Annotated in this window: 19 protein-coding genes, 1 tRNA gene and 1 pseudogene; 15 read left to right on the top strand and 6 right to left on the bottom strand. The window is 41.9% G+C overall.

Annotated elements, in window-relative coordinates; translation table 11 throughout:
• Positions 1–40: 40 nt before the first annotated feature.
• The 4 genes from WMO31_RS08135 to WMO31_RS08120 all read right to left on the bottom strand — a co-directional run bounded on the left by WMO31_RS08135 (position 41) and on the right by WMO31_RS08120 (position 2,808).
• A complete protein-coding gene (locus WMO31_RS08135) occupies positions 41–262 on the bottom strand; it encodes a hypothetical protein (protein WP_015524213.1) in 222 nt (73 codons plus the stop codon).
• Positions 263–266: 4 nt separating this feature from the next.
• Positions 267–872 (bottom strand): phosphatase PAP2 family protein, encoded by a 606-nt coding sequence (locus WMO31_RS08130; protein WP_015524214.1) that lies wholly within the window; start codon positions 870–872, stop codon positions 267–269.
• A gap of 68 nt (positions 873–940) precedes the next feature.
• A complete protein-coding gene (gene hflX, locus WMO31_RS08125) occupies positions 941–2,191 on the bottom strand; it encodes a GTPase HflX (protein ID WP_303929733.1) in 1,251 nt (416 codons plus the stop codon).
• Between the two features lie 17 nt (positions 2,192–2,208).
• On the bottom strand, positions 2,209–2,808 hold the full coding sequence (locus tag WMO31_RS08120; protein WP_367999495.1) for a sugar O-acetyltransferase: 600 nt from the start codon (positions 2,806–2,808) through the stop codon (positions 2,209–2,211).
• A 256-nt stretch (positions 2,809–3,064) separates the two neighbouring features.
• Between WMO31_RS08120 and WMO31_RS08115 the strand changes: the two genes are divergently transcribed.
• The 6 genes from WMO31_RS08115 to WMO31_RS08090 all read left to right on the top strand — a co-directional run bounded on the left by WMO31_RS08115 (position 3,065) and on the right by WMO31_RS08090 (position 9,503).
• Positions 3,065–3,259 carry a hypothetical protein gene (locus WMO31_RS08115; RefSeq protein ID WP_367999494.1) on the top strand — a complete coding sequence of 65 codons (195 nt, stop codon included), beginning with the start codon at positions 3,065–3,067 and terminating at the stop codon, positions 3,257–3,259.
• A gap of 237 nt (positions 3,260–3,496) precedes the next feature.
• A complete protein-coding gene (locus WMO31_RS08110; protein ID WP_046433453.1) occupies positions 3,497–4,822 on the top strand; it encodes a Mur ligase family protein in 1,326 nt (441 codons plus the stop codon).
• Between the two features lie 2 nt (positions 4,823–4,824).
• A complete protein-coding gene (locus WMO31_RS08105) occupies positions 4,825–5,604 on the top strand; it encodes a hypothetical protein (RefSeq protein ID WP_367999493.1) in 780 nt (259 codons plus the stop codon).
• A 6-nt stretch (positions 5,605–5,610) separates the two neighbouring features.
• Complete coding sequence (gene recD2, locus WMO31_RS08100; RefSeq protein ID WP_367999492.1) at positions 5,611–7,824, top strand: SF1B family DNA helicase RecD2; 2,214 nt, start codon at positions 5,611–5,613, stop codon at positions 7,822–7,824.
• The gene (locus tag WMO31_RS08095; protein WP_367999491.1) at positions 7,808–8,470 is read left to right on the top strand and encodes a ComF family protein; all 663 of its coding nucleotides are present in this window, start codon (positions 7,808–7,810) and stop codon (positions 8,468–8,470) included. The genes recD2 and WMO31_RS08095 overlap by 17 nt, the downstream gene beginning before the upstream one ends.
• A gap of 16 nt (positions 8,471–8,486) precedes the next feature.
• The gene (locus WMO31_RS08090) at positions 8,487–9,503 is read left to right on the top strand and encodes a rod shape-determining protein (RefSeq protein ID WP_117949307.1); all 1,017 of its coding nucleotides are present in this window, start codon (positions 8,487–8,489) and stop codon (positions 9,501–9,503) included.
• Positions 9,504–9,713: 210 nt separating this feature from the next.
• On the opposite strand, the gene WMO31_RS08085 is transcribed toward WMO31_RS08090, so the two are convergent.
• Together WMO31_RS08085 and WMO31_RS08080 are read right to left on the bottom strand one after the other, a co-directional pair.
• The gene (locus tag WMO31_RS08085) at positions 9,714–10,283 is read right to left on the bottom strand and encodes a hypothetical protein (protein ID WP_117949305.1); all 570 of its coding nucleotides are present in this window, start codon (positions 10,281–10,283) and stop codon (positions 9,714–9,716) included.
• 174 nt (positions 10,284–10,457) lie between these two features.
• On the bottom strand, positions 10,458–13,934 hold the full coding sequence (locus tag WMO31_RS08080) for a dockerin type I domain-containing protein (RefSeq protein ID WP_367999490.1): 3,477 nt from the start codon (positions 13,932–13,934) through the stop codon (positions 10,458–10,460).
• A gap of 561 nt (positions 13,935–14,495) precedes the next feature.
• Here WMO31_RS08080 and WMO31_RS08075 point away from each other — a divergent pair.
• From WMO31_RS08075 to WMO31_RS08035, 9 genes and pseudogenes are all read left to right on the top strand, one after another.
• Positions 14,496–15,539, top strand: a pseudogene (locus WMO31_RS08075) (ABC transporter ATP-binding protein); the annotation flags it as partial.
• A 384-nt stretch (positions 15,540–15,923) separates the two neighbouring features.
• A complete protein-coding gene (locus WMO31_RS08070; RefSeq protein WP_101029201.1) occupies positions 15,924–16,715 on the top strand; it encodes an ABC transporter permease in 792 nt (263 codons plus the stop codon).
• The gene (locus WMO31_RS08065) at positions 16,715–17,521 is read left to right on the top strand and encodes an ABC transporter permease (protein ID WP_015524227.1); all 807 of its coding nucleotides are present in this window, start codon (positions 16,715–16,717) and stop codon (positions 17,519–17,521) included. Before WMO31_RS08070 ends, WMO31_RS08065 begins: the two co-directional genes overlap by 1 nt.
• A gap of 32 nt (positions 17,522–17,553) precedes the next feature.
• A complete protein-coding gene (locus WMO31_RS08060; RefSeq protein ID WP_155130755.1) occupies positions 17,554–18,642 on the top strand; it encodes an ABC transporter substrate-binding protein in 1,089 nt (362 codons plus the stop codon).
• Positions 18,643–19,018: 376 nt separating this feature from the next.
• Positions 19,019–19,840 (top strand): ABC transporter permease, encoded by an 822-nt coding sequence (locus tag WMO31_RS08055; RefSeq protein WP_021884043.1) that lies wholly within the window; start codon positions 19,019–19,021, stop codon positions 19,838–19,840.
• 12 nt (positions 19,841–19,852) lie between these two features.
• A complete protein-coding gene (locus WMO31_RS08050; RefSeq protein ID WP_015524229.1) occupies positions 19,853–20,599 on the top strand; it encodes an ABC transporter ATP-binding protein in 747 nt (248 codons plus the stop codon).
• Positions 20,600–20,670: 71 nt separating this feature from the next.
• A complete protein-coding gene (locus tag WMO31_RS08045) occupies positions 20,671–21,765 on the top strand; it encodes an NAD-dependent epimerase/dehydratase family protein (protein ID WP_367999489.1) in 1,095 nt (364 codons plus the stop codon).
• A complete protein-coding gene (locus tag WMO31_RS08040) occupies positions 21,765–23,642 on the top strand; it encodes a LicD family protein (RefSeq protein ID WP_367999488.1) in 1,878 nt (625 codons plus the stop codon). The genes WMO31_RS08045 and WMO31_RS08040 overlap by 1 nt, the downstream gene beginning before the upstream one ends.
• A gap of 397 nt (positions 23,643–24,039) precedes the next feature.
• Positions 24,040–24,126 (top strand) — tRNA-Leu (locus WMO31_RS08035).
• Positions 24,127–24,242: the final 116 nt, after the last annotated feature.

Raw genomic sequence — 24,242 nt, 5'->3', positions numbered from 1 at the left:
ACTCCCAATATATATTATTATTTTAAAGAATTTTAAAGTTTTATACCTCAACAAAGAACAGCCAGTAACCGCTTGCGTCCTTTCCCGCAACAAACTCAACTCCTCCGCTTATGTACTTTGAAAATACATAGCTTTTGCCGTTCTGAGGATTTGTCACGGTGGCACAACTGCCCTCATGAATCCAACGCTCGTTGAAAACATTTATTCCCTTGATGAGAAAAGTCTCTTTTGAGGTTTTGCCGACAAATCTGTAATTTTTCATAAAATCAGCCTTCTTTAACCTTTTGCGGTGACAGCCTGTTGTCAAGACCTGTCTTTTTAAACACAAGCACAACGACAACGGCACAAATCACGCCGAGTAACATTCCGCAGAGAACATCTGACGGATAATGAACATAGTTATAAAGTCTTGAGAATACAATCAAAAGCGCAAGTACAAGTGCAGGAATTCCGAATCGTTTGTCCTTGATGAGCATAACGGTTGCCGCCGCAAGTGACGAACAGCTGTGTCCCGACGGAAAGCTGCTGCCTGACGGAATGGCTATGTTAAGCCCAAAGTCGGGATTCAACTCAGACGGTCTTGCTGAATAATCGATATTCACCATAAACGGCCGTGGTCGGTTTATAAGATTTTTTATTCCGATTTCACCGACAAGAAAGCCGATTGCCATTGCAACAAGCATCATAACTCCCATTGAGCGAGTTTTTTTAAAAATTATAAACACAATGCCGACTGCAATCCAGAAAAGCCCCATTTCACCCATATAGCTGAAAAAAGCCATAATCGGATCAAGAAAAGAGCATTTAAATGTGTTCTGAATAAATTCAAGAACCGAGGTGTCAAATGATTGAATCATATCAAAGAATGACATATCATTTTCCTTTCATAATATCATTATAACAACCAAAAAACAGAATGTCAAATTAAATAAATTTTAAGTTATTCACATTCATATTTTGCAAGTTTAGCATAAAGTGCTTCGTCAACAACAGCCTCAACCGAAAGTCCTTCGGCAACATATTCTTCATAAATGAGAGTGCCTTTGTTGCGGATTTCGTTTGCAAGACCTGCCTGTGCAAACGGCAGAAGAATTTTTACTCTTTTCATTCTGACAGGAAGATTGTCCTCAATTGCATTAAGAAGTTCGTCTATGCCCGTGCCGTTCTTTGCGCTTATGCGAACACAGGCTTTAAAGTCCTGTGCAAGCATAGTTTCGTCAAGCAAATCGCACTTGTTGAGAACGGTTATAATCGGTGTGTCACCGCAACCGAGGGATTCAAGCAAGTCGGTTGTAACCTGCATATGTGTTCTTGCCTCGTCACTTGATGCGTCACATACATTTAGAATAATATCCGACTGTGCCGCCTCTTCAAGGGTTGAGCGGAATGCTTCAACAAGGTGGTGCGGAAGTCTGCGAACAAGTCCTACCGTGTCAATCATCATAACGGTTACACCGCTCGGAAGCTTCAACGCTCTTGAGGTGGGATCAAGCGTTGCAAAAAGCTTGTCCTGTGCAAGCACACCTGCGTCTGTAAGGCAGTTCATAAGAGTTGACTTGCCTGCGTTTGTGTAGCCGACAATCGCACAGGTTATTACACCGTCCTTTTTTCTGCGTGAACGCAACATCTGACGATGCTTTTCAAGGTCGGAAAGCTCTTCTTTCAGGCTTTCAATTCTTCTGCGGATATGTCGTCTGTCGGTTTCAAGCTTTGTTTCACCCGGACCTCTTGTGCCGATACCGCCGCCGAGTCTTGACATTGCGATACCCTTGCCCGTAAGTCTTGGGAGCATATATTTAAGCTGTGCAAGCTCAACCTGAAGCTTACCCTCTTTTGATCTTGCTCTCTGGGCAAAAATATCGAGAATAAGCGTTGTTCGGTCAATTACTCTGACATCTGTTTCAGCCTCGATATTTTTAATCTGTGTCGGAGAAAGCTCGCTGTCAAACACAAGCAAATCTATCTCCTGCGATTCGCAGATTTCAGCAATCTCGGCAAGCTTGCCTGTGCCGACAAAAGTACCCTTTTCAATTTTTTGCAGATTCTGCGTTACCGATAAAACGGGATCTGCTCCCGCACTTTTTACAAGTTCAAAAAGTTCGTCAAGTGACGCCTGTGCGTCATATTCGCCCGTGTCAACACTGACGAGCAATGCACGGGTAATTTTTTCTTCGTTACTTTTAAGCTCCATAAAATCCTCACTTGAAGTTATTTATTCATACTTTTGTCAAAACAGGTTTTCATATCCTCATCCGTGATTTTTCTGATAGGCTTGCACGGATTTCCCACGGCTACGCAGTCGGACGGAATATCCTTAACAACAACGCTTCCACCGCCGATTACAACATTACTTCCGATTGTGACGCCAGGCATGACCTGAACTCCTCCGCCAATCCACACATTGTCGCCGACGGTAATCGGATAGGCATATTCAAAGCCTGCGTTTCTTCTCGGATAATCAACAGGATGACCTGCCGTGTAAAATCCGCAGTTTGGTGCAACAAAAACATTGTCGCCGAATTTCACCTTTGCACAGTCGAGAATCACCATATTGTGGTTTGAATAGAAATTCTCACCGAGTTCAATATTGTAGCCGTAGTCGCACCAGAACGGAGCGGTAATGTAGAAATTTCCCTTTGTACTGCCGACAATTTTCTTTATCAGAATTTTTTGAGTCTCTTCATCTTCAAACGGAAGATTGTTGTACTCTCTGCAAAGATTTTTAACCGAACAGCGTTCATTGCGAAGCTGTTTGTCGCCCATTGTATTATACAGCTGCGAATTAAGCATTTTTTCTTTTTCAGTCATAATTTTCTCCGTTAATAAATCACATAACAAAATTTACATAACAACGCTTATTATATTATAATCTCACCTTCAATACAAGTAAATCCAAAAATTAATTTACTTTTCAACTGACAACAAAATTCAATTTTAAAATTCATAGGGAGGATAATGGGACAGCAGGCTTTTGTATAATATAGTTACATTGAAAATATCAATGGAATTTGCAGAAAAAACGATTAAATTATGAGATTCCGTTTTGATTTGAGGAGGAATTATTATGGAAGAAAAAAGAAAAACCGTCACATCAACCGAAGTAAAACGCAGATACAATCAAAAAGTTTACCGTCAAATTTCATTTTCCGCCCCAAAGGAACTTGTTGAGGAATTCAGAGGGATATGCAGAAATATCGGAATTTCACAGGCAAGTGTTTTCAAAAAGTTTATCACCGATTTTGTTGAAAAGTACAGATAAAATCAAAGCCACTCGTTGAACGGATGGTTGCAGTCTGCATAAAAGCCCGAAATTCAAGCTGTCCGAATTTCGGGCTTTTTATTTTTTGGTTTTAAAATTTTTTCAACCTGCTGTTTCAATTTGCAAAAAATTTTAAGAATATATATTCAAAGAAATAAAATTGTGGTATAATGATGAAGAATATATACAAGGTATGTACAGGCAACACAGGTTGTCTTTAATTAAGGAAGTGGCAAAATGAAAAAACTATTTACTATTATTGTGTGCAAGGTTCTGAAATTTGTCGGAGGATTGCTCGGCAAGGGCAGCAGTCTGCCGGGACAGATTGCGCTTAAGCTCTGCCCCGATATTCTCGGACGAATTGAACTGCCGAAATATATTGTTGCCGTAACAGGCAGTAACGGCAAGACATCTACCGTTGAGATGATTGCACATATTCTTTGTGAAAGCGGCAAAAAAGTTGCCTGGAACAAAGAGGGTTCTAACCAGATTGAGGGCGTTACAACTCTTATTCTCGGCAGCTGTACTCTTTCGGGCAAGGTTAAGTCGGACATTCTTCTTATTGAAAGTGACGAACGCTTTGCAAAATATACCTTCAAATACATCACACCGACTCATTATGTTATCACAAACCTTTACCGTGACCAGCTCACACGAAACGGTCATCCGGAATGGGTTTACAATGCCGTAAAGGATAGTATTCATCCCGAAACTCAGCTTATTCTTAACGCCGACGATCCGCTTGTTTCGTGCTTTGGCTACGGCAGGGATAATGTTGTATGGTTCGGTGCAGGCAATCTTCCGACCGATACAAAGGAGTTTGTCGGTGTTTATAATGACGGTGCATATTGCCCTCACTGCAAATCTCCTATGACATATTCAAGCTATCACTACGACCACATAGGCAACTATGAATGCCCTAACTGCGGTCTTAAAAGGCAGGATACAAGCTACACAGTTACATCTGCCGATCTTGAAAAAGGCGAAATTACAATCAACAATAAGTACAAGATTGAACTTACACTCAAATCGCTTTATAATGTTTACAATTTGCTTGCGGCATTTACCGTTGCGTCAATCACAGGTGTTGACGGCAACACAATTGCAAAGAGCCTGAGCAATTATGTTCTTAAAAACTTCCGTGTTGTAACATTCACGCTCGGAAACAGAAAGGGTACGCTTGTTACATCAAAACATGAAAACAGCATTTCGTACAATCAGTCACTCAAGCTTGCCGCATCCGACAAGGATAAGTGCGATGTTTTGATTATTGTTGACGCAGTCAGCAGAAAGTATTTTACAAGCGATGTTTCATGGCTTTGGGACATCAACTTTGACCTTCTCAAAAGCGACAATGTAAAGAACATTGTGCTTGCAGGAACATATTGCAATGACCTTGCAACAAGATTTTCTTTCTCAAAAGTTGACAGAAACAAAATCAAGGTTATCAAGGACATTGAAGAAGCCGTTGATTATCTTGACAATGACCGCAAAGAAAAGATTTATGTAATTACCTGTTTCTCAGACAAGGGTAAATTTCTTGAAAAGGTAAAGGTGGACTGATTATGAAAATTCTTCATTTGTATCACGATATAATGAACCTGTACGGAGAATATGCCAATGTTTCTGCGCTTGAAAGAATGCTTGAAAAGAGCGGTGTGAAATTTACAACCGACAGGCTTACCCTGTTTGACAATGCCGACCTGGGCGATTACGATTTTATCTACATCGGTTCGGGTACAGAAAAAAATCAGAAGCTTGTTTTGCAGGATTTTAAAAAGTACAAGGATTTTCTTGTTGAATACATCAACAGCGGCAAGGTAATTCTTATGACGGGCAACTCGTTTGAAATGCTCGGAAAAACAATTACAGACTCTGACGGCAAGGTTTATGACGGACTCGGAATTTATGATTTTACAGTTACCGAGCAGAACAAACGCAGAATTACAGGCGATATTGTTTATACATCTGACATTCTCACAAAACCGATTGTCGGCTTTGTAAACAAGTGCAGTGAAATCATGTGTGATTATAACGATTATTACAACGGAACTCACCCTATTCCGCCCGAAGATGATAAATTCTTAGAAAAACCTCTTTTCACAGTTAAGCATGGACTCGGCAACTGCGAGGGTTCAAAAGAAGAAGGATTACACATTCATAATCTTTTCGCAACTCATGTTACAGGGCCTATTATGATTAAAAATCCGCATTTTCTTGAATACATTGCATTGCAGATTTCAAAAAATACGAATGGCTTCAAGCCGTGTACGGATTACCTCGACTATGAAAGAGCGGGCTACGAAATTACTCTCGGCGAACTCACAAAAAGATTTGAGGAGTAAGTTTTAATGAACAACGACAATCTTCTTCAGCTTGAGGGAGCAATTGAAAGCGTGGTTTTCCGAAACGATGAAAACGGCTACACGGTAATCGAGCTTGCTGACGGTGACGATTATTTGACCGCTGTCGGAATTATGCCACAGGTGTCGTCGGGTGATGTTGTAAAGCTTACGGGCAAATATACAAATCATCCGAGCTACGGCAGACAGTTTGCCGTGCAGATTTGCGAAATCAGCAGACCTACCGAGGCGGCTGATATTCTGCGTTATCTGTCATCCGGAGCTATCAAGGGAATCGGCACTCAGACCGCACAAAGGCTTGTAAAGGAATTTGGCGAGGCAACGCTTGATGTGCTTGAAAATCAGCCCGAAAGAGTTGCAATGCTGAAAGGAATTTCTTCGCAAAAAGCCGAGGATTTTTCAAAGCAGTTAAAGCAGAACACAGGCGTGCGAACACTCATGCTTTTTCTCGGCGAGTACGGAATTTCAAACACCGCATCGGTCAAAATTTTCAACGCTTACGGTCCGAGCTGTGTCGATTTAATCAAGAAAAATCCGTACATTCTCTGTCAGGGTGATTTTGGGGTATCGTTTGAGAGTGCGGATTTTATTGCTAAAAAAGAAAAATTAGAACCCGATTCAAATGTCCGTATGCGTGCAGGAATCGTATACATTCTTCATCACAACGAGCGAAACGGTCACACCTGTCTGCCAAAGGAAAAGCTGCTGAAGGTTTCAACCGATTTTCTCGGAATTGACGGTGAAAAGGTTTCGGAGTGCATGGAAGAAATGCTGTTTGACCGTTCGCTTATCGAAGATAAGATTGACGACAAAAAATTTGTGTTTCCTCCCAATGTTCACCTCTGCGAAATGTACATAGCGTCAAGAATAAAAATGTTGCTCAAATTTCCGTCAGAGAAAATTAAAAACATTGACAAGGCGATTGAAAAATGTGAAAAAGAGGACGGAATCGAATATGCCGATTTGCAAAAGAAAGCAATCACTATGGCACTTACCGAAGGTATGCTCGTTCTGACAGGCGGTCCCGGTACAGGAAAAACGACAACCCTCAATGCTATAATAAAAATAATGAAAGCAAACGGCAAAACCGTTTTGCTTTCTGCCCCCACAGGCAGAGCTGCTCAACGAATGAGCGAGCTCACGGGCGATGAGGCAAAAACTCTGCACAGACTGCTTGAGGTCAGCTGGGATAAACATGACAACCCCATTTTCAACAAGAACGAACGCAATCAGCTGAAGTGCGACGCATTGATTGTTGACGAGGTTTCAATGGTGGACACATTCATTATGGAAAGCGTTATGAGAGCGCTTTCCACAGGATGCAGACTTATTCTTGTAGGCGACTCCGACCAGCTCCCCTCTGTAGGTCCGGGTAATGTGCTCGGCGATCTTATCGAAAGCGGACTTATTCCCGTTGTACGGTTGAATGAAATTTTCCGTCAGGCACAGCAGAGCCTTATTGTCACAAACGCACATAAGATTGTGAACGGTGAAATACCCATTCTTAACTCCGCCGACAAGGACTTTTTCTTTCTTCAAAGGAACAATAAATCAGAAGTTTCAGCGGTGATAGCTGACCTTTGTGCAAATCGTCTGCCAAAGGCATACGGATATTCTCCGTTTGAAAACATTCAGGTGCTTGCTCCGTCCAAAAAAGGTGAACTCGGAACTACCGAGCTTAACCACAAATTGCAGGCGGCGCTAAATCCGAAGGATGACGATAAGGCGGAAATCACAATCGGTTCAAAAACCTTTCGTACAGGCGACAAGGTTATGCAGATAAAAAACAACTATGATATTCGCTGGTTTCGTGAAAACGGCGAAACGGGCGAAGGAATTTTCAACGGTGACATAGGAATCATCACAAAGATTGACAGAAAGACAAAATCGCTTGTCGTTAAATTTTTTGACAAGATTGCAAGATACACCTTTGAATTTGCGGGCGACCTTGATTTTGCCTACGCAATCACGGTGCATAAAAGTCAGGGCAATGAATTTGACGCAGTTATTATACCGATGTTTTCGGGTCCTCCTCAGCTTTACTACAGAAATCTGCTCTACACCGCTGTTACAAGGGCGAAGAAAACGCTTGTGCTTGTCGGCAATCCGTCAACCGTTGAATATATGGTAAACAATAACCGCCGTACAAAAAGGTACAGCGGTCTTAAAGAATTTTTACTGAGAGATGACACACTTTATTAAGAAAGTTTTCGGCACAATAAAAGGATTTTTCTTTACGGTTCGTTGTCCGTACTGCGGAAGGGTTATTGAACCGAACAAAAACTGTTGTGACAAATGCAGAAAAGAATTCCCCGAAATGCCGCTTGTACGATATGCAACGGGAGGGTACATCTGCACCTCTCCTTTCCCCTATGACGGAATTTTTCGCAGGGCAGTTCTTAACTTTAAATTTCACAACTGCGGTGCATATGCCGAATTGCTTTCACACGAAATGGTTCGTTCAATAAAAGATGTTTACCGTGACAGGGAATTTGACCTTGTCACCTGTGTGCCGATGCACAATGATACTCTCAGAGAGCGTGGATACAATCAGGCTGAGTTGCTCGCAAAGGAATGTGCAAGGCTTCTCGGCATTGAGTATGCCGACCTGCTTGCCAAAACAAAGAAAAATAAAACCCAGCACAGCATAAAAGCGGCTGAAAGGGCAAAAAATGTTATAGGCGTTTATTCGCCGATTGACAAGAATTTAATCAAAGGCAAGCGAATACTGATTATTGACGACATTATTACAACAGGCAGTACGCTTGGCGAATGTGCAAGAATACTTAACAAGTGCAAATGCGGTGAGATTTGTTGCTGTACGCTTTGCACATCTCTGCTGATATAGCATTGGAGTGATTAAAATGGATATAGCTGTTGATCTCGGTTCTGACAGAACAAGAGTTTTTATTGAAAATAAAGGAATAGTGCTTGATGAGGCGAGCGTTGTTGCGTTTGATGTTGACACCTACGACATTGTCGGCGTCGGCAACGAGGCTTATAAGATGATTGGCAAAACGCCTGCAGGCATAAGAGCAATGCACCCGATTGATGACGGTGTTATTTCACGCTCCGAACTTGTTGAGGATATGGTTTCAATTCTTATAAAAGAGGTCAGTCCGTCAAAGGTGACTATGCCGAGAGTTGTTGCATCAATCCCGAGTGAGGTTACCGAGGTTGAAAAAAGAGCTGTTGTAAATGCAGTAAGCTCAATCGGTGTTCGCAAGGTGTATCTTATTGAAGCACCAAAAGCGGCGGCAATGGGCTGTTCGCTCGACATAACAAGTCCTCACGGCATTCTGATTGCAGATGTCGGCAGCGGTACGGCAGACATTGCCGTGCTTTCTCTCGGCGGAATTTCGGTTTCAAAGTGCATAAAGTCGGCAGGCTGTGCAATGGACGAAGAAATAGTTAAATACATCAGAAAAGAGCATAACCTGATTATCGGCACAAACATGGCAGAGGCCTGCAAAAAGGCTGTTGGCTGTGTAAAAATTCCGAAAGAGCCTAAGCTTTTCAGAGTTAAAGGCAGAGATGCCGTAAGCGGTCTGCCTAAATTTATTGATGTTGGCTATGCCGAAATCAAGCCTGTAATCGAGGATATTGCGCTTAACATTATCAGAGCAATCAAAGATGTGCTTGAACAGACTCCGCCCGAGCTTGTCGGTGACATCTACACTGACGGTATAATTTTGACAGGCGGTCTTGCCAAGCTGACGGGATTTGCAAGGCTTCTCAGCGAATCTACAAAGCTGAAAGTAAGAGTTCACAAAGCCTCCGCTGACTGCGTTATCAACGGTTGCGGCAAGGCAATCGAATATATTGACCATCCCGAAAAAATACAGCCTGGTGCAGTCAATCCGCTTATAGAGGCATTTTAATTATAATTTTAAACATTTTATCCGCAGATTTTACCGTCTGCGGATTTTTTGTAACATGGTATTGTAAAATCCGAAAATATGATTTAACAGTTGTCTTTATCCCGTTTCAGTACCGTACTTTTTTTCTTCTTTTTTACATAAAAATCTCCCCTTAAAGCATTCCCTGAAAACCATGTTTTTCAAGAGTCTGCTTTAAGGGGATTATATCAGTTAACAATTGTTCTCCGCTTTTGTTTTATAGTTCATTATTCTTTCAAGAAATGACTGTACTTTTTCTTTGGCTATCTCTCCGCTGTTTTCAATTTCGGTATCGCCAATGTAAAACTTGTGTTCAACGGATTTCTTCAAAATATCAAGCAATTTTTTCTGTTCATCCGCTTTGTTAATGAAAACGGACACGGCACAATCACAGGCTATGGAAAATTCTGCCGGTGTTTTTGAAGCAAGTGCGTCGTAAAACCTTTCTTTTACGCTTTCAAATTTATTTTCCGTGTCAGTCGGCAAAAGCTTTGTAATTATCTTCCAAGTATTCCACGCAAGAAATCCGTTGCAGTTTTCAAGACCTTTGGCAACAAATTCAAAGAACGGATAGACAAGTTTCGGATTTACTTCGCAAATATACTCAAGAACCTGTTCCGCCCAGTGAGCATTTGCGTAATCATCGTCAAGAAAAATCTCAATAAGCAAAGGAACAGTCAGAATTTCTTTGCTTGCAAGCTGTGCATAATATTCTTTTTCAAGCCTTTGTTCAAATTCCTGAAAAATCTGCTCTGTTTTCATAAATTCCCGTGCATAAATTCACTTAAATTTCGGTTTATTACTCCTAATATAATACTGTATATTACATTCTTTTTCAAGTAAAATCATATTAAAAGTAACATTCCCCCCGAATTTTATCGGAGGGAATGCTTTACTGTTAGCAGAATATTAAGAAAAGGTTGTTCTGTAGTTCTGTTATTCTGAATAGCTTACCCAGACACCGCCGGACTTTGAACCCGGATTTGCACGGAAACAGTTCTTACCGTCAGCAACTGTCAAGTCGTTTGTCTGTGTTTTCCATGTTGATTCTGTGTCCTTAAAGAGGAAACAGTTTGCACCGGGGCTGAGCGGTGTGTCAAAATCGTAGTACCAGATATCTGTACCTGCAATCTTATTCATGTGAGCTGCTGCGTTGCCGAGTCCGCTCTCTGCCCAACCGTAGATATAAACATCAGTATAGTGTGCCTTTGAGTTATCAAAGTAAACTCTTGAAAGTGTGAATGCAGGCTTCTGCTCCGGAACATACGGAGCTGTTGAAACAGCTTCGTCATTGCTGAGTGCGATGCAGTTGTTTGTCTTTGAAACTGTTGCATTCCAGCAATTGTAAACATTACCGTCATCACCGCCTACAGGCTTTTCGTCAACCTCTGAAAGAGAACGATAAACGCTGACATTTGAAACTGTTGCAGGAACTTCAACTGTGTAAACATTCGGGTAAGCGTCTGTATCCTGCTCAAACTGATAGCTTGCACCTGTGTCAAGGTCATAAGCAAAGAGTGAAACACCGTCAGATGTCATCCAGCCAAGCTTAGTCTTGAAGTAAAGAGTGTATGTGTCAGCAGGCTTTGTTGTAGGCTGTGCAGTCGGCTTTACGGTTGTAGGCTCAGCGGTAGTCGGCTCAGGTGTTGTAGGCTGTTCTGCCTGATAAACATCACCCGTGCGGCCCCAGTCTTTGAGCTGAACAATGTACTTCTGAATCAATGTTGCGTCAACAACAGAGATTGCATTATCCCCATTAACATCAGCAAGAATCTGCTTGTCAGCCGAAAGTGTTTCAAGCTGAACGACATGTTTCTGAACGAGTGTAGCGTCAACGACTGTAATGTCACCGTCACCGTTTACTTCACCGTAAACAGCATTGCCCGAAGGCTCTGTTGCGGGCTGTGCAGTCGGCTTTACGGTTGTAGGCTCAGCGGTAGTCGGCTCAGGTGTTGTAGGCTGTTCTGCCTGATAAACATCACCCGTGCGGCCCCAGTCTTTGAGCTGAACAATGTACTTCTGAATCAATGTTGCGTCAACAACAGAGATTGCATTATCCCCATTAACATCAGCAAGAATCTGCTTGTCAGCCGAAAGTGTTTCAAGCTGAACGACATGTTTCTGAACGAGTGTAGCGTCAACGACTGTAATGTCACCGTCACCGTTTACTTCACCGTAAACAGCATTGCCCGAAGGCTCTGTTGCGGGCTGTGCGGTTGTAGGCTGAGTTGACGGAACAGGCTTTGTTGTAGGTTCTGCTGCAGAACCCTTTGTAACATCAGTAGCCTCAATCTCAACCTTTGTAGGTGTAAGAGTTGTATCCTCCCATGTACCTGCCTTTGTAAGTGAGAATGCCTTTGATGAACCGTTGAGGCTGATAGGTGTACCTGTTCTGCCCGGATACTGCTCGCCGCCTTTTTCAGAGATGATTACTCTTGTGTTGGCTGAAGTTGAAAGGTCAAAATCCGACGCAGCCTGATTTTCATCATCCTCATCAGCTGAAATACTTGATGACTTCGGAACTTCGTAGTAATAGTAACCTGTTGCAGGATCAAGAGTCATTGCTTCGCCCGGCCAGTTTGCATTCTTGTAAACAGTACCCTTGTTTGTGGTTTCATCAAAGATGTAAACCTGGTAAGGTGCTGACCAGCCCTTCTTGTTAGCAGGGTTGAAGAATACATACACTCCCGATTCCTGAGCGGTACTCTTTGCGTACTTATAAACCATTGAAGAAGTCTTTACACCGTCGGTTGCCGTAACTGTGAGATTGATTGTTTCGCCCGGCTTATAATCTGAACCGATACGGATTGATGTTGTACCCGTAAACTTAACAGGAGTTGAATCATCAAGACAGTAAGTACCCGATGTTGCGTTTTCAAGACTGAGTGTAAGGGTCATTGTGTCGCCCCTGAACGAACCGCTTTCAACAGAGTTTATTGCCTTCGGGGTTGTTGTACCGTTGTAAACAACAGCAACACCCGTGTTGCCGATTGAACCTGTGAGAACGCCGTTTGCAACCGTAAACTCAGCACCTGAAACCGTATCCGTATATTTGCCGTCTGCAAGACCTGTGCCGGAAATACTTACGCTTGCGTTTGTACCTTTACAATTTGAAAGAACGATACCGCTTGTGCCTCTTGCAACATAAGCAATGTCGCCTGAAGAACCGAGCTTTTCAGACTGACCTACAAAAAGGTTGTGGAACTTGTTAATTTCGGAAACAGCTGTGCTCTTGTAAGTTGAATCCGTTGAAATGTTACCCATGAGAGCTGTTCCCGGACGGGCAAAGAAAAGTGCTGTTGAATCTTTTCTTGATGCAACGATTGCCCATGCCTTTACAACATTTTCATCCGAAACATCGGCAGTGTTTGAGAATCCCGATGAACCCGAGCTGCCCTCGTATGTATCGTGGCTTTCTGCCCAGAGAACTGCATTTGACGCTGCAACACCTGATTTGTATTTCGCATTGGTAGCTGTGCTTGCCTTACCCCTTGTGACATTGTAAAGCACTGCGTCGCCCGTTCTGTTGTCAGTAACATTGATATACTTGGTGTATGAGGAGTAGCTTCTGTCTGCACCGCAGTTGTTAAGAATTTCACCGTAGATGTAGAGGTCATCGCCTGTTTTCTGTGTGTAGTAAGAAGAAGCCGATGTTGTTATATTTTTCCAGTAATCAGACGCATACTCGCCGTCATCCTCTGTTTCAATATGCTTTGCGGCATCAAAACGGAAACCGTCAACACCGCAGTCGATGCATTCCTTGAGGAGGTTGATAATGTATTCCTGAACAGCAGTATCGTTTGTTACAAGGTCAGGACACTTTGAAACATGACCCTGAACAACTGCCTGAACCGAACTGTCGTTTGCATCGCCTTTGTACGTACGGGTGTAGGTTTTTCTTTTCTTATAGAACTCAGGCTCGTACTTTTTAACCTGATTGCTCACAGTCTCCGGCCTAGCTTCATCGGCATTTGCAATATGGTTTGAAACGATATCGCAGATGATTTTGATGCCGTATTTGTCAGCCTCATCACAAAGTGATTTAAGATCATCCTTTGTGCCGAGCCATGACTCCTCTGCAATATGGAAGCTGATCGGCTGATAAAGCTTCCACCACTGACCTGTTACATCGCCTGAGGTTGAGTAGTCCTTTGGCTGCTGAACGGGAGAAGTCTGAACTGTTGTGTATCCTGCCGCTGCAATTGCGGGAAGGTTTTCTTTGATTGTATTGTAAGACCAGTTGAATGCGTGGAGCATAACACCGTCGCCGACCTTATCACGAAGGGTGCTGTCGGCAGATGCAGTCTGTGCGGAATCAACCTCGGCAGCATTTACGGAGGTAATTGCCGCAAAAGAAGATGTCAGAAGCGCAGACGCAACAACAAGACTTGCAATCTTTTTTGCTTTCTTCATAGGGAAAACATCCTTTCATAAAATTCTCGATTTCATTATAACAAATTTCACCAAAAAAGTATATACTTTATGTTACAAATTCGAGGGCTGTTTTTTGTGCAGATTACACGGTTGTAAAAATTTTTTAACAATAATTTTGCACCAAAAAGCATTATATTTAACCTTTTCTGACTCTGTATGAGCTTTACTTCTTTAAAAGAATATTAGTGATGCAAATTTGATTTTCTTTTTACACGATATTGATTGACATTTTTGTGCATTTAGAATATAATCAAAGAGCAGTTGTCCCCTGATGCTTATGTGACGGGTGACATTTCGGAAAATTTAAATTGTATTGCGTGCAATCGCTTTCTTTTAAGCGGTTAATAAGGATTTTATGTGAAGGAAAAGGACGGGGCGACACAGCCGTCTTATTTTTCTGTTCAAAAATTCTGAGCATCATGGTTATGTCTTTGCAGAAACGGCAGAGCGGACTGTGTTCGCCTGCATTTTTCAGGCTGACACAATCCGCTTTATTTTTTACGGATTTTACTGTTATCACAACGGAACAGGGGTGCATAAATGGAACAGACATCAAAGAAAACAATAGTTTCACTCAAGGATATTTTCATCAAATTTGACGGTGAGGTAATTCTTAACCACATCAACCTTGATATAAATGAAAAGGAATTTGTAACTATTCTCGGTCCGTCAGGCTGCGGTAAAACCACAACCCTGCGCATCATCGGCGGTTTTGTTGAACCCGACAGCGGCGATGTCATTTTCGGCGGCAAAAGAATTAACGGAACTCCTCCGAATAAAAGAAATGTAAACACGGTATTCCAGAAATATTCTTTGTTTCCCCACCTCAATGTTTTTGATAATGTGGCTTTCGGACTCAAGCTTAAAAAGATGCCGAAAGATGAAATAAAAAAGCGTGTAACCGATATGCTTGCAACCGTTGACCTCAAGGGTTATGAAAAGCGTTCCGTTGCAAAGCTTTCGGGCGGTCAGCAGCAGCGTGTTGCAATTGCAAGGGCGCTTGTGTGCGATCCCGAAATCATTCTGCTTGACGAGCCTCTCGGCGCTCTTGATCTTAAACTGCGTAAGAGTATGCAGCTTGAGCTTAAGGAGATTCAGCAGAAAACTCAGAAAACATTTATATATGTTACTCATGATCAGGAAGAGGCTCTGACCATGAGCGACCGTGTCGTTGTTATGAACAACGGTGTAATCGAGCAGATTGGTTCTCCCGAGGATATATACAACGAGCCTGTGAACGCATTTGTTGCAGACTTTATCGGTGAGGCAAATATTCTCAACGGAATTATGCTTGATGACTGCAGAATTCAAATTCTCGGCAAAGAGCTTGAATGTGTTGACAAGGGATTCGGCAGGAATACTCCTGTTGATGTTGTCATCCGTCCCGAGGATATTGAAGTTACCTCTCCCGAGGACGGTCAGCTTGTCGGAATTGTTGAGAACACAACCTTCAAGGGTGTTCACTATGAGATGAGCGTAAGATGCGGAAAGTGTGAAATTCTTATCCACTCCACCAAATCGGCTGAAATCGGAAGCAAAATCGGTATGAGGGTTATCCCGTTCAACATTCAGATTATGAACAAGCTTCTTCCGTTTTACGATAATGTTATTGAGACAACCGTTACATACTCGAATCAGAATGACAATTCCTTTGAATTTGAGCTTGAGGGCGAAACCGTTACCGTTCCCGATAAATACTATGAAGAAGGTACAAAGCTAAAAATCACTCTGCCGCCCGACGCTCTTTCGCTTGCAGGCGACGGCGTGGGCGATTTAAAGGATTTGTACATTGAATCCGTAGTTTACAAGGGTGAACACAACGAAATCATTCTTGAATCGGACGAAAGAAAGTGGCTTATGCTCAGCGATACGGACGAGCAGGTCGCAACCTATGTTCCGCTTTCATTCAACTTTTCAAAGGCTCGGTTTGAGGTAATCTCAGAGTTTTCGGAAAAGGAGGGCTGATAAATGAAATCACGCAAGCCCTCTATTCCCTACATAATCTGGATGGTTGTTTTCACAATGATTCCGATTATTATGATCGGCTTTACCGCCTTTACCGACAAGAACGGTAATTTTTCGCTTCAGGCATTTACAAATGCGTTTTACTACACAAACATTTTTGTAAAATCACTTTGGATTGCGCTTATTTCAACGGCAATCTGTCTTGTACTTGCATATCCGCTTGCATACCTTCTCACGAGAATGAAAGAATCAACCCAGAACACGCTCATTATGTTGCTTATGATTCCTATGTGGATGAACTTTCTGCTAAGAATCTACGCATGGGTAACGCTTTTGCAGGACAACGGTCCGATTGATATGATGCTCTCGCTTTTGGGTATTCATTCAACCTACATCGGCAACACGGGTGCGGTAATTCTCGGAATGGTGTATGAATATCTTCCGTTTATGGTTCTGCCGATTTACACCGTTATGAGCAAAATCGACAACGGTCTTATTGAGGCGGCGCAGGATCTCGGTTCAAACAACTTTACCGTATTCAGAAAGGTTGTCGCACCGCTCAGCGTTCCCGGAATTATTTCGGGTGTGACAATGGTATTTGTTCCGAGTGCAAGCACATTCCTGGTTGCACAGTATCTCGGCGGTCCGGACGACATTATGATTGGTGATGTCATTGAAAAAATATTCTGGACAGACCAAAACACGGGTTCGGCAATTTCATTGATATTAATGATTTTTATTTTCGTGTTCCTGATAATCATGAACTTGTTCGGTGATGAGGAGGCGATTGCATAATGAAAAAGAAAACAGGTATTCTTTCAAAAATTTACATTGCAATCCTGCTTATTTTCCTTTATTCGCCCATTGCCGTACTTATCTTCTATTCCTTCAACAACGGAAAAACTACCGTCTGGAAAGGATTTACATTCAAATGGTATATACAGCTTTTTCGTGACGACAATATTATGAACGCATTGTGGAACACTGTTATTATTGCCGTTCTTGCATCTGTTTTTGCTACAATCCTCGGAACTGCCGCCGCAATCGGCATCAGCAATTTCAAGGGCAAAAAAAGAATGCTTATTCAGAATGCGTCAAACATTCCGATCATCAGCCCTGACATAGTAATGGGTGTTTCTCTCATGCTTTTGTTTACGACTCTCGGAGTTATCTTTAACTTTGAAATGGGATTTTTCACGGTTTTAATTTCGCACATATGCTTTTGTGTTCCGTTTGTTGTGCTTAATGTTATGCCGAGAATCAAACGAATGGATCAGAGCATTTACGACGCCGCCCTTGACCTTGGCTGTAACCAATGGCAGGCATTTTACAAGGTAATTATTCACGAGCTTATGCCGGGTATTTTCTCGGGTCTGCTCATGAGTTTTACATATTCTCTTGACGATTTCATCATAACATATTTCACAAGAGGTGCAAAATTCCAGAACCTCTCTATTGAAATTTACTCGATGACTCACAGGAGAATTTCACCGAAAATCAACGCTCTTTCCGCACTGCTTTTCCTTGCTGTACTCATTGTTATGGTTATTATTAATCTGCGTGACAGACACGAAGAAAAGGTGCAGAAAAAGAGAACTTGATTTTAAAAATTTTATTAAAGGGAGATTGAGAAATGAAAAGAATCATCAGCATTGTCCTTGCATCTGCAATGACGGCAACATGTGCGGCTTGCCTTTCAGGCTGCGGCGGAGGTGCTTCGGCTGACTCAGCTGACGCAGGAGAAGTTAATGTTTACAACTGGGGCGAGTACATTTCAAACGGCGAAGATGACTCACTCGACATTATCGAGGAGTTTGAAAAACGCACCAACATCAAGGTAAACTACACAACCTATGAAACCAACGAAGAGCTTTACAATATGCTGAAAAACAGTAATGTAAGCTATGATGTTGTCATTCCGTCCGAATATATGATCAGCAGAATGATTGATGAGGATATGCTGTTGGAGCTTAACTTTGACAATATTCCTAACTACGACAATCTTATGGATCGTTTCAAAAAGCTTGCCTGCGATCCCGAAGGTAAATATACCGTATGCTACAGCTGGGGCGTAACAGGTATGGTTTATGACAAAACAAAGGTTAAAACAAAGCCCGATTCATGGGACGCACTTTGGAACAAAGACCTTTCAGGTCAGATTCTTATGTTTAACAACAGCCGTGACGCAATGGCAATTGCAATGCAGCTTGAGGGCATTAATCCTGCTAACTGCACCAAGGCAGATGTTGACAAAGCCGCCGCTAAACTTAAAGAGCAGAAGCCTCTTCTTAAAAAATATGTAATGGATCAGGTATTTACTGAAATGGAAAACAGCCAGTCGGCAATTGCTCCGTACTACGCAGGCGACATTATGACAATGATTGATAACAACGAAGATCTTGACTACGCAATGCCAAAGGACGGCTCAAACCTTTTCTATGACGCAATGTGTATTCCGAAATGCAGTAAAAACAAGGAAAATGCAGAGAAGTTCATCAACTTTATGCAGGATCCGGAAATTGCCGCTGCAAACTTTGAATATCTCAACTATGCAACACCAAATCAGGTTGCATATGACGATTACATTGATGAAGACGCAAAGAAAAACGAATTTATCTTCCCGAGTGACGAGTATCTTGACAAATGCTATGTATTTTCAAATGTTTCCGATGAGGTTTATTCCTATATGCAGGAACAGTTCGTAAAAATCCAGGCAGACTGATAAGCAATAAAATTAATCCCGAGCAAAGCTTTTAAAGGCTCTGTTCGGGATTTTAATTTTGGTAAATTTTTAAAAAAATTAATCATCCCCCATTTATACAGCCTTTAAATTTTATGTTATCTTAAAAGCATTATTCCTTATTTTAAAAGGTTTCCGTGACAGGTTGTCATATTCGCTCTGCTAACACTCAAAATACACAGAATTAACGGGGATTCGCTCAATCTTACAAATAGATTTCAATTGCCTTGTTTTGATTGACAAATTAGGAAAAAGTAATATAATATATACTGTTAAAGAGTGCATAATACATTTTTCGATTTTATTCACTTGCAGGCGGGCGCCTGTGCATCACAAAAGAGATAGGATGGTATAATAATTGTTTACAATTTTAAAAGAACATCGTGGCTTCGGAAAGCAGATTTTGCTCCTTGCCAAAAACGAACTTATTAAAACTTACAAAGGCGCCGTAATCGGTCCTCTTTGGGCTGTTGTTAAGCCTGCGTTTACAATTTTTGTTTACTGGTTCGCTTTTTCCTGCGGTATCAAACAGCTTAAAACACTTCACCTTGACATCGGCGGAGCACAGCCTTTTTCCATTGACTTCTTTACTTTTATGTTCATCGGTATCATTCCGTGGTTCTTTATTCAGGACAGCATAACGCAGGGTGCAAAGGAACTGAGAATCAACCGTCAATTTATTACAAAGGTTAAGTTCCCCGTTTCAACAATCCTTACTTATACAGAGGTTTCAAGGCTTTTTGTTCACCTGATTCTTATGGCATTTATGTACGCATATGTACTTTTCACAATCGGACCGAGCTGGTACAATCTGCAATTTTTCCTGTACTGTCCGTTGATGTTTATCTTCTTCCTTGCACTCACATGGTCAACAGCCCCGATGTCTGCGTTCAGTAAGGACTTTGAAAGCCTGATTGTTTCCGTTATGTCAGGTATTTTCTGGTTATCGGGTATTATGTACAACTCCTACGGCTTTGATTCGCCGTTCCTCAACAAGCTCATGCTTATCAATCCGATTAACTTTTTCGTAAACGGCTACCGCAACTGTTTCCTCTACAACAGACCGTTCTATGCAAACAAAACGGAATGTCTTGTGTTTGCAATTGAATTTGTTGTAATTTTCGCCCTTGGTATTTTCAACTACAACAGACTCAGGAAAAAACTTCCTGATGTACTTTAAGGAGGTAATATTATGGCTGAAACAAAAGTATCCGATCCGATTATTACCTTTAAAAATGTCAGCAAAACCTACACTCTCTACAAAGATGACAAGGCAAGATTCAAGGCTCTTTTCTTTAAGCCGAGAAATGCAAAAACAAATAAGGCACTTAACAATGTTTCAATGGTAATCAATCGTGGCGAATCGGTTGGTATTGTCGGCGATAACGGTGCAGGCAAGTCAACTCTGCTCAAGATGATTACGGGCGTTGCATTTCCCGACGAAGGCGAAATCACCGTTGACGGCAAGGTTGCCGCATTGCTTGAGCTCACTGCAGGCTTTTCCATGGAAATGACAGGCAGGGAAAACATTTATCTGAAGGGTTATGTTCTCGGTCTTGAGGACAGCTACATTAAGCAGATTGAGGAGAAAATCATCGACTTTGCAGAGCTTGGAGATTACATTGACCAGCCTGTAAGAACATACTCAAGCGGTATGAAAATGCGTCTTGGTTTTGCTATCAATGTCAACATTGAACCCGATGTTCTTGTTGTTGATGAGGCGCTCTCGGTCGGTGACGCAACCTTCAAAAAGAAGTGTAAAAATAAAATTAAAGAGATTATCGAAAGCGGTGTAACCGTACTTTATGTAAGTCACAATGCCGCTTCGGTTAAAGAAATCTGCGCGCGTTCAATCTTCCTGAAAAAAGGAACTGTTATGTTTGACGGCCCGACAGATGAAACCCTCAGAGTGTATGAGGAATCAAAAAAGAAAAAATAATTCCGTTTCGGAATAAAGCAAAAGCTCCACAATTGCGGAGCTTTTCTGATTTATCTGAGAGGTAAACCCATATGGACTGTACCGTAAAAGGCAATCTGCCCTCCGAAATTTTTGAGGACATTAAAAAAATTGCAGACAACAGGATAAATTTTCAACAGTTAAAAAACAAGACTGTTTTCGTGTCGGACTGTCACGGACTTATTGCATATTACATTATATGCACATTGCTTGAGGGCAATGATTTTTTTGAAAACAACACAAGGGTAATCACCCTTGCAAAAAGCCGTGAAGATGCCGAAAAGCAGTTCGGCAGCCTTACTCTCCGCAAAGATTTTGTTGTTGAAATCGGAGAGTCAAAGAACTTTCCGGAGATTGAAAGAGCCGACTTTATAATATACTGCAACTGCCCGTGTGAGGTTGCAGAGGAAGATTGCAGTAATCCCGAAATTGCGGATACAATCACTTCGGGCTTTGCAAATGTGCTTGAATATGCAAAAGAGTCAAATGCCGAATCGGTTCTGCTCGTATCTTCATATATGGTTTACGGGGAGGTTTTCAGCGGTAAAAATAACATTTGCGAAAACGACCTCGGCTATCTTGATCCGACCGATGCCGACAGTGCATACGCACAAAGTATGCGTTCAGCCGAAACACTTGCTGTTTGCTATGCTGAAAAGTTCGGTATGAATGTAAAAATCGCCCGTCCCTGCCCCACACTCGGAGGTATCAGAATGAGCGATGAAAGAAAATGGGCAAAGCTGATTGTCAGTGCGGCAAAAAATCAGAGCATTATGCTTACAGATAACGGTGGTGAAAAGTTCAGCTTTTGCTATGTGACGGACACGGTTTCTGCATTGATTGATATTTTGCTTAACGGAAAAAGCGGTGAGGCATACAACATTTCAAACGATAACGCAAATGTGACAATGCGGGAATTTGCACAGCTTGTAAAATCGGTAAATCCCGAAAAGAATCTCTCCGTAGTGTTCGTTCACAGAAAAGACGAAGAAGAACCCGAATTTTCTCCGTCATCCCCCACACCGTATGTTTTGTGCAACGATAAAATAAAATCACTCGGCTTTAGTCCGAAAACCACGCTTAAAGACGGAATAAAACGCAGTATAAGAGCAACAGAACTGCGAGCAGAATTGCGAAGGATAAAGTAATGCGTATTAAAGATTTTTTAAACGAATTTGAGGCCGACAGGGCGGCATTGCCCGGAGTTGAAAAAGAAACTCTTGCAAAGCTCAGGAACAAAACAATTGTCATCTCGGGCGGTGAACTTGCAAGGTGTCTTTGCTATGCCTTTCTGTACAATAACGAGGCTAAAAGGCTCGGAATAAAAGTTATCCTTCTCGGCAAATCACGCAATGCAATGGCATCATACCACAGCGAACTCTTGTTAAGAGATGATTTTGATTTTGTCGATTATAATTCTGCATCAGAAATTTCAAGTGCCGACTATGTAATTACAACAGGAATCTGCGGTGAACATACAGACAACAACCCACAGATTATGATTGACGGCATTGCAGAGATAAATGCCTGTGCCAAAATTGCAAAAGCCACAGGCGCAAGGGTTGTCGTTGTGAACGACAGCAGAATTTACGGCAAAGCCAAACCGCACAGAGTTTATTCCGAAAACGAGTACGCAGAACTTGACGCAACCTCTCCCTCATCGCTTGCAGGTCAGCTTATGAGAACGAGAGAAACCACCTTGCACTCGGTTTTGAAGAACAGCGAATCAACCGTTACAACGCTCAGAACTGGCATAATTTTGGGAGCGTCAAGCAACTTTACAAGCGTGCTTGATCCTGTTTTTGACGATATAGCCAACCGCCGTGACACAGTTGTTCCTGCAACAAGGGATCGTTGCACCTTTGTTTATATCAACGATGTTTTAAAGGCGATTGTTTTCGCAATGACAAATCTTGAAGAAAACGCAGTTTATAATGTCGGCGGCAAAAACTGTAACGCATCACTGATTATGATTGCGGCTGTTCTCAACGATATTTACGGCAGTCGCTGTACAATTGAGTCGGGCAATTTTACGGAGCTTGACGGCTGTGCAATTAATTCAAACAAAATTTCCGTAAACGAATGCACTCCCGACATAGACCTTGAAACCATGCTGAAAATCTGCATAATGGACAAGATGAAGTCCGAAAAAGTTCTGCGTATCCCCCACTCACACGAGCGCAGACTTGATTCAATTCACGAAATTCAGCTTGCATTTCTGCTTGAAACCGACAGAATTTGTCGAAAGCACAACATAAAATATTTTCTCGGCGGCGGAACACTTCTCGGTGCAATCCGTCACAAAGGGTTCATTCCGTGGGATGATGATGCCGATATTATGATGTTGCGTGAAGATTTTGACCGCTTTTGCGAGATTGCGCCAAAGGAACTTCCGAGCAATATGACTTTTCAATCGTACCATACGGACAAGGCTTGTTTCTATGAATTTGCCAAGGTCAGACTTGACGACACTTTCTTTGCAACCGACTTTGCAAAAGACCATCACGCAATGCACAACGGAATTGCGTTTGATATTTTCTGTCATGATAACACAGCCAATTCAGCAATCGGACGAAAAATTCATATGGCTGTGACTCTGTTCACAAGAGCGCTGGTGTTCAATAAATGGAACAATCGCAAGGCTGAAAACGGCAGTAGAATCCAGAGCATTGTAACAAATTTCTGCAAGAAAATATTTCCGCTCAGATTCAGTATGTGGCTTGAAGTCCGTACTTTAAAATTCTTTAAAAACAAAAAGAACGCAAAATATCTCTATGACGGAATGGGCAGAAATATTTATAACGGTGCTTTTCCAAAGGAATATCTTGACGATGTTGCTTATGCCGACTTTGAGGGTTACAAGTTCCCCGTGCCAAAGGAATATGACAAGTACCTTACTTTCCTCTACGGCGACTATATGGAGCTTGCACCGCTTTCAACAAGAATGGGTTGCCACGAAATTGCCCTCTGTGACATCGGAAAATATGACGGGTTCAAAATCCGCAAACCCGATTCTGAAAAATAATCAGCGTAAAACAGACCGATAAAATAAATGTGACTTGACACTTACCTGTCGGTCTGCTATAATAATGTAGCACATTTTGAGTGCTGTTGCGGAATCAGCTGAAGAGTAAGATTTATCTGAAAGTAAGCTCCGCCTCGGTTTCCCCACCGTGTAAAAATCAAGGGAATTTAAATTGATTATGCAAAAGTTGACACAATCATTTTCAACTTTCCATTTTCAATTTTCAATTTAATAAGCAGGTATGGCGGAATTGGCAGACGCGCATGGTTCACTTCGCACCACCTCGGTGTAAATTCATTTCATTGACTATATCCTGCAAATTGTGGATTAAGCATTTAGCTCCACCTAGGTTCTCAACTCTCAACCGTGTAAAAATTCAGAGAGAAAAATTAAATATGCACCCGTGGCGGAACTGGCAGACGCGTATGGTTCAGGTCCATATTTTCGAGAGGAAGTGCAGGTTCAATTCCTGTCGGGTGCACCATTGACCTTGTAATCCATCACAATTTACAAGGTCTTTTCTTTTTTCCATAATAAATGCTTTGATTTCGTTTGTAAGATTTCAAAATTCTTTTGAGTAGTCCAACGAGTAATAATTTT

This window comes from Ruminococcoides intestinale, from assembly GCF_040095935.1.
Lineage (GTDB): Bacteria > Bacillota > Clostridia > Oscillospirales > Acutalibacteraceae > Ruminococcoides > Ruminococcoides intestinale.
The sequence above is the reverse complement of the archived record's forward strand: the minus strand, read 5'-3'. Positions and strand labels throughout refer to the sequence as shown.

Excerpts from the sequence above, each read along its gene's own strand:
- WMO31_RS08040 (WP_367999488.1), top strand. The coding sequence starts at position 21,765 with ATGCGTATTAAAGATTTTTTAAACGAATTTGAGGCCGACAGGGCGGCA.
- WMO31_RS08110 (WP_046433453.1), top strand. The coding sequence starts at position 3,497 with ATGAAAAAACTATTTACTATTATTGTGTGCAAGGTTCTGAAATTTGTC.
- WMO31_RS08060 (WP_155130755.1), top strand. The coding sequence starts at position 17,554 with ATGAAAAGAATCATCAGCATTGTCCTTGCATCTGCAATGACGGCAACA.
- WMO31_RS08135 (WP_015524213.1), bottom strand. The coding sequence starts at position 262 with ATGAAAAATTACAGATTTGTCGGCAAAACCTCAAAAGAGACTTTTCTC.
- WMO31_RS08080 (WP_367999490.1), bottom strand. The coding sequence starts at position 13,934 with ATGAAGAAAGCAAAAAAGATTGCAAGTCTTGTTGTTGCGTCTGCGCTT.
- WMO31_RS08115 (WP_367999494.1), top strand. The coding sequence starts at position 3,065 with ATGGAAGAAAAAAGAAAAACCGTCACATCAACCGAAGTAAAACGCAGA.
- WMO31_RS08090 (WP_117949307.1), top strand. The coding sequence starts at position 8,487 with ATGGATATAGCTGTTGATCTCGGTTCTGACAGAACAAGAGTTTTTATT.
- WMO31_RS08045 (WP_367999489.1), top strand. The coding sequence starts at position 20,671 with ATGGACTGTACCGTAAAAGGCAATCTGCCCTCCGAAATTTTTGAGGAC.
- WMO31_RS08095 (WP_367999491.1), top strand. The coding sequence starts at position 7,808 with ATGACACACTTTATTAAGAAAGTTTTCGGCACAATAAAAGGATTTTTC.
- WMO31_RS08120 (WP_367999495.1), bottom strand. The coding sequence starts at position 2,808 with ATGACTGAAAAAGAAAAAATGCTTAATTCGCAGCTGTATAATACAATG.
- hflX (WP_303929733.1), bottom strand. The coding sequence starts at position 2,191 with ATGGAGCTTAAAAGTAACGAAGAAAAAATTACCCGTGCATTGCTCGTC.
- WMO31_RS08065 (WP_015524227.1), top strand. The coding sequence starts at position 16,715 with ATGAAAAAGAAAACAGGTATTCTTTCAAAAATTTACATTGCAATCCTG.
- WMO31_RS08050 (WP_015524229.1), top strand. The coding sequence starts at position 19,853 with ATGGCTGAAACAAAAGTATCCGATCCGATTATTACCTTTAAAAATGTC.
- WMO31_RS08105 (WP_367999493.1), top strand. The coding sequence starts at position 4,825 with ATGAAAATTCTTCATTTGTATCACGATATAATGAACCTGTACGGAGAA.
- recD2 (WP_367999492.1), top strand. The coding sequence starts at position 5,611 with ATGAACAACGACAATCTTCTTCAGCTTGAGGGAGCAATTGAAAGCGTG.
- WMO31_RS08085 (WP_117949305.1), bottom strand. The coding sequence starts at position 10,283 with ATGAAAACAGAGCAGATTTTTCAGGAATTTGAACAAAGGCTTGAAAAA.
- WMO31_RS08070 (WP_101029201.1), top strand. The coding sequence starts at position 15,924 with ATGAAATCACGCAAGCCCTCTATTCCCTACATAATCTGGATGGTTGTT.
- WMO31_RS08130 (WP_015524214.1), bottom strand. The coding sequence starts at position 872 with ATGTCATTCTTTGATATGATTCAATCATTTGACACCTCGGTTCTTGAA.